A 5,186-nucleotide genomic window follows, 5' to 3' on the forward strand; every position below is an offset into this window, starting at 1 on the left:
AGTTAAAATAATGACTTGAGAATATTTCATGTAACCAATTGATTGGTGTGGGGTTTGTTTTTGTGAATGATGAAAGAAAGAAGGGGGCGTTTCAAAATGGGGTTTTTATCTATTTTGCATTGTTGGGTCAGGGCTTACCTGACACCAACAATATACTCACAAAATGAACTTAAAATAAATTAACGTAAAAATGCCGGTTGCTGTTTTTCATATGCAGAAATATTACTTTCATGCTGCAACGTCAGGCCAATACTGTCCAAACCATTAATCATACAATGGCGGCGGAAGCTGTCTATTTCAAAAGAATAACTATTGCCACCGGCATTCACTGTTTGCTGTTCCAAATCAACAATAAACTCGATGCCTTCATTATCGTTAACCAATTGGAATAAGGTATCGATATCTGCTTCGCTTAAGGTCACCGGTAATAATTGGTTATTAAACGAGTTACCGTAAAATATATCAGCGAAACTAGGGGCAATAACCACTTTAAAACCGAAGTCGGTCAATGCCCACGGCGCGTGTTCCCGTGAGGAGCCACAACCGAAATTCTCACGCGCTAACAAAATGGTTGCACCCAGATAGCGGGGTTGGTTCAGCACAAATTCAGGGTTTGGCACTTTGCCTGCGTCGTCGAGAAAACGCCAATCGTTAAACAAGTGTTGGCCAAAGCCAGTGCGCGTCACTTTTTGTAAAAATTGTTTTGGGATAATCGCGTCGGTATCGACGTTTGCCGCATCCAACGGAGCAACCAAACCCGTGTGTTGAGTAAATTTAGCCATAATGGTGTCTCCGGTTAGTGGGTGGCGGCTTCTAAGGCGCGAACATCAGCAAAATGACCACTGACAGCGGCGGCGGCGGCCATTGCCGGGCTAACCAAATGTGTGCGGCCACCACGGCCCTGACGGCCTTCAAAGTTACGGTTGCTGGTGGAGGCACAACGCTCTCCGGGTTCCAGACGGTCGTTGTTCATCGCCAAACACATGGAACAACCAGGCAAACGCCACTCAAAACCGGCCTCGATAAAGATCTTATCCAAACCTTCCGCTTCAGCCTGTGCTTTTACCGGGCCTGAGCCGGGTACCACAATAGCTTGCACGCCAGTCGCGACTTTACGACCTTGAGCCACCGCTGCTGCGGCACGCAAATCTTCAATGCGTGAGTTAGTGCAGGAACCGATAAAGACTTTATCAATGGCTACCTCGGTCAACTTAATGCCGGGGCGCAAATCCATATATGCCAACGCTTTTTCCGCCGAGGCACGTTCAACGGGATCACTGAAGGACTCAGGAGCAGGAATCATGTCATTAACCGCAATGACCTGGCCCGGGTTGGTGCCCCAAGTGACTTGTGGCGCGATGTCGGCGGCATCCAGGGTGACGATAGTGTCAAATTTAGCATCAGCATCAGATTTCAAGGTGCGCCAGTAGGCCACGCCTTGTTCCCACTGCTCGCCAGTTGGGGCGAACTGACGACCTTTCAGGTAGTCGAAAGTGGTGTCATCCGGGGCGACTAAACCGGCTTTAGCACCCATCTCGATCGCCATATTACATAATGTCATCCGGCCTTCCATGCTCAGCGCTGCAATCGCGCTGCCACAGAACTCCACCACATGGCCGGTGCCGCCCGCGCTGCCGGTTTTGCCGATAATCGCCAAGACGATGTCTTTGGCGGTAATCCCTGCACCGACAGTACCGTTAACTTCGATTTTCATGGTTTTGGCTCGGCCCTGTTTCAGGGTCTGGGTTGCCAGCACATGCTCAACTTCTGAAGTGCCGATACCGAAGGCCAATGAGCCGAATGCACCATGGGTCGCGGTATGTGAGTCACCACAGACGATAGTCATGCCCGGTAAAGTCATACCTTGTTCAGGGCCAATCACATGGACGATGCCTTGGAACGGATGATTCAGGTCATATAAAGAGACACCGAACTCAGCACAGTTCTTAATCAGCTCCTGCATCTGGATCCGCGCCATTTCGCCGCTGGCATTGATATCTTTGGTTTGGGTTGAAACGTTGTGGTCCATCGTGGCAAAGGTTTTACCCGGCTGACGCACCGGACGACCCATGGCGCGCAAACCATCAAAGGCTTGCGGCGAAGTAACTTCATGCACCAGATGGCGGTCGATGTACAACAATGGGGTTTCATTTGGCGCTTCGTAAACGATGTGCGCATCGTACAATTTTTGATATAAAGTCTTGTTTTGATATAACGTCTTACCCATTTTACACCCCCTCCATCACGAATTTAGCGATAACATCGCCCATTTCGTTGGTACCGATGGCTTTACCTTCGCCGGCCAAATCAGCCGTGCGATAGCCTTGTTCCAATGCCTGGTTGATCGCATGCTCAATAGCATCGGCGGCCTTGTCTTTACCTAAACTGAAACGCAACAGCAGGGTTAATGACAAAATCTGGGCAATTGGGTTAGCTATATTTTTGCCCGCGATATCGGGTGCGGAGCCACCTGCGGGTTCGTATAAACCGAAACCTTGTTCGTTCAGGCTGGCCGACGGCAACATCCCCATTGAACCCGTTATCATGGCGCACTCATCAGACAAAATATCGCCAAACAAGTTAGAACACAGCAATACATCAAACTGGGAAGGGTCTTTGATCAACTGCATGGTGGCGTTATCGATATACATATGGGACAAGACAACATCTGGGTAATCGGCCGCAATGGCAGTTACCACTTCACGCCACAGAATAGAGCTTTGCAACACATTGGCTTTATCAATAGAAGTAACTTTGCCACGACGTTTACGCGCAGATTCAAAGGCAATACGGGCAATACGTTCAATCTCAAAGCGATGATAAACTTCGGTATCAAAAGCACGCTCGTGCTGGCCTTGGCCTTCACGGCCTTTGGGTTGGCCGAAGTAGATACCACCGGTTAATTCACGCACACACAGAATATCAAAACCTTTGGCGGCAATATCGCTGCGCAATGGGCAGAAGTCTTCTAACCCTTGATACAACCGCGCCGGGCGCAAGTTGCTGAATAATTTGAAGTGCTTGCGCAAAGGCAACAACGCACCACGCTCGGGTTGTTCCGCCGGTGGCAAATGTTCCCATTTCGGGCCGCCTACCGAGCCAAACAAGATAGCATCAGCCTGCTCACATCCGCTGACTGTCGCTGCCGGTAACGGGCTGCCGTGACGGTCGATGGCTGCACCACCTACATCATAAACGCTGGTTGAAATCTTGATGCCGAAACGTTGACGCACCGCATCCAATACTTTATTTGCCTGAGCCATTACTTCAGGGCCAATACCGTCTCCGGGCAAAACGGCAATATGATAAGTCTTAGTCATGTTCACACCATTTCCTGATTATTTTGTTGCAAGCGCTGCTTCTCAATCTCTACCTGATGAGCGCGCCAGATGTTATTTAATACGTGAACCAACGCTTTAGCGGATGACTCGACAATATCTGTTGCCAGACCCACGCCGTGGAAGCGGCGGCCTTTATGGTCAACCACGATATCAACCTGACCCAATGCGTCTTTACCCTGACCGTTGGCAGACAGTTGATATTTCACCAGTTCAATTTCATAACCGGTAATGCGATTGATGGCCTGATACACCGCATCAACCGGGCCATTACCTGTGGCCGCTTCTGATTTAATATCTTCGCCACAGACCAATTTCACGGATGCTGTTGCCATTACGCTGGAACCCGACTGCACGCTGAAATAGTCTAAACGGTAGTGTTCCGGCTCTTCCTGTTGTTTATTAATGAAGGCTAACGCTTCTAAATCGTAATCAAATACCTGGCCCTTTTTATCTGCCAGCTTCAGGAATGCGTCGTACAAAGAGTCCAAATTGTAATCTTTATCCTGATAACCCATCTCTTCCATACGGTGTTTGACCGCCGCGCGACCAGAACGGGAGGTCAGGTTCAACTGCACTTCTTTCAGGCCAATGGATTGTGGTGTCATGATTTCGTAGTTTTCACGATTTTTCAGCACGCCATCCTGATGAATACCGGATGAGTGAGCGAAAGCATTACTACCGACAATGGCTTTGTTAGCGGGTATTGGCATATTGCATAACTTACTGACCAACTGGCTGGTGCGGTAAATCTCTTGATGATTGATATTGGTATGCACGCCCAACATCTTTTCACGCACCTTGATAGCCATGATCACTTCTTCCAGTGAACAGTTACCGGCGCGTTCGCCCAAACCATTAATCGTGCCTTCTACCTGACGCGCACCGGCTTGTACTGCGGTGATGGAGTTGGCAACGGACATGCCCAAATCGTCATGGCAATGCACTGAGATAATGGCTTTATCAATATTTGGCACCCGCTCATACAAGTCGGTGATAATTCCGCCGAATTGATAAGGAGTGGTGTAACCGACAGTATCAGGGATATTGATGGTAGTCGCGCCGGCATTAATCGCAGCTTCTACGATGCGGCATAGGTTATCAATAGGGGTACGGCCAGCATCTTCACAAGAGAATTCAACATCATTGGTATAGTTGCGAGCGCGTTTCACCGAGTGCACTGCCATCGCCAACACATCATCAAATGAGCGCTTTAATTTGGATTCGATATGTAAGGTGGATGTCGCCAAAAACACATGAATACGGAAGGCTTCAGCAATACGTAAAGCTTCGGCGGCGACATCAATATCTTTGTCTACACAGCGAGCCAGAGCACACACGCGGCTGTTTTTGACTTGCTGAGCGATGGTGCGCACTGACTCAAAATCGCCAGGGGAGGAAACCGGGAAACCGACTTCCATTACATCGACACCCATTCTTTCCAGTGCAAGCGCGATTTGCAGCTTCTCTTTAACACTCAGGCTGGCTTGCAATGCTTGTTCACCGTCGCGCAATGTTGTATCGAAAATAATGACTTGTTGGCTCATGGGTTGTTCCTTGTCGTGTTTACATTTGCGCTTAGCGGGTAAAAAAAAACCCGCGCATTTGCGCGGGCTTGTTAATCTTGATGACTGAATCAGTTCTGATTTCCGTCCACCAACATACCGCGCAAGTGAGATGCGTTAAGTAGTAGGCTTAGTAGGCGGGTTGAGTAGAACATAATTTTTCAGTTTCTCATGGGTTAAAATAGTGCGTTGCCTAAATTGATACGTGAATTTTGTGGTCATGTCAACTTTTGTTTAAAATGGCGTGTTCAACTGGTTGCACGGGTTATCAATTCCTTATGAC

At 48.7% G+C, this 5,186-nt stretch carries 4 protein-coding genes; all 4 read right to left on the bottom strand.

What is annotated here, in order from left to right:
- Positions 1-179: 179 nt before the first annotated feature.
- Genes leuD through leuA form a run of 4 tightly spaced genes read right to left on the bottom strand, consistent with a single transcriptional unit; the run spans position 180 to position 4,885 of the window.
- On the bottom strand, positions 180-782 hold the full coding sequence (gene leuD, locus V2A85_RS21685) for a 3-isopropylmalate dehydratase small subunit (RefSeq protein WP_083160554.1): 603 nt from the start codon (positions 780-782) through the stop codon (positions 180-182).
- 14 nt (positions 783-796) lie between these two features.
- Entirely contained in the window at positions 797-2,227 is a 1,431-nt protein-coding gene (gene leuC, locus V2A85_RS21690) for a 3-isopropylmalate dehydratase large subunit (protein ID WP_372557995.1), read from the bottom strand.
- Between the two features lies 1 nt (position 2,228).
- Positions 2,229-3,320, bottom strand: coding sequence for a 3-isopropylmalate dehydrogenase (gene leuB, locus V2A85_RS21695; protein WP_420072334.1), 1,092 nt, complete (start codon positions 3,318-3,320; stop codon positions 2,229-2,231).
- A gap of 2 nt (positions 3,321-3,322) precedes the next feature.
- Complete coding sequence (leuA, locus tag V2A85_RS21700; RefSeq protein WP_372557997.1) at positions 3,323-4,885, bottom strand: 2-isopropylmalate synthase; 1,563 nt, start codon at positions 4,883-4,885, stop codon at positions 3,323-3,325.
- Between the last annotated feature and the right edge of the window lie 301 nt (positions 4,886-5,186).

The sequence above is a fragment of the Yersinia sp. 1252 StPb PI genome, from assembly GCF_048593885.1.
Classification (GTDB): domain Bacteria; phylum Pseudomonadota; class Gammaproteobacteria; order Enterobacterales; family Enterobacteriaceae; genus Yersinia; species Yersinia enterocolitica_E.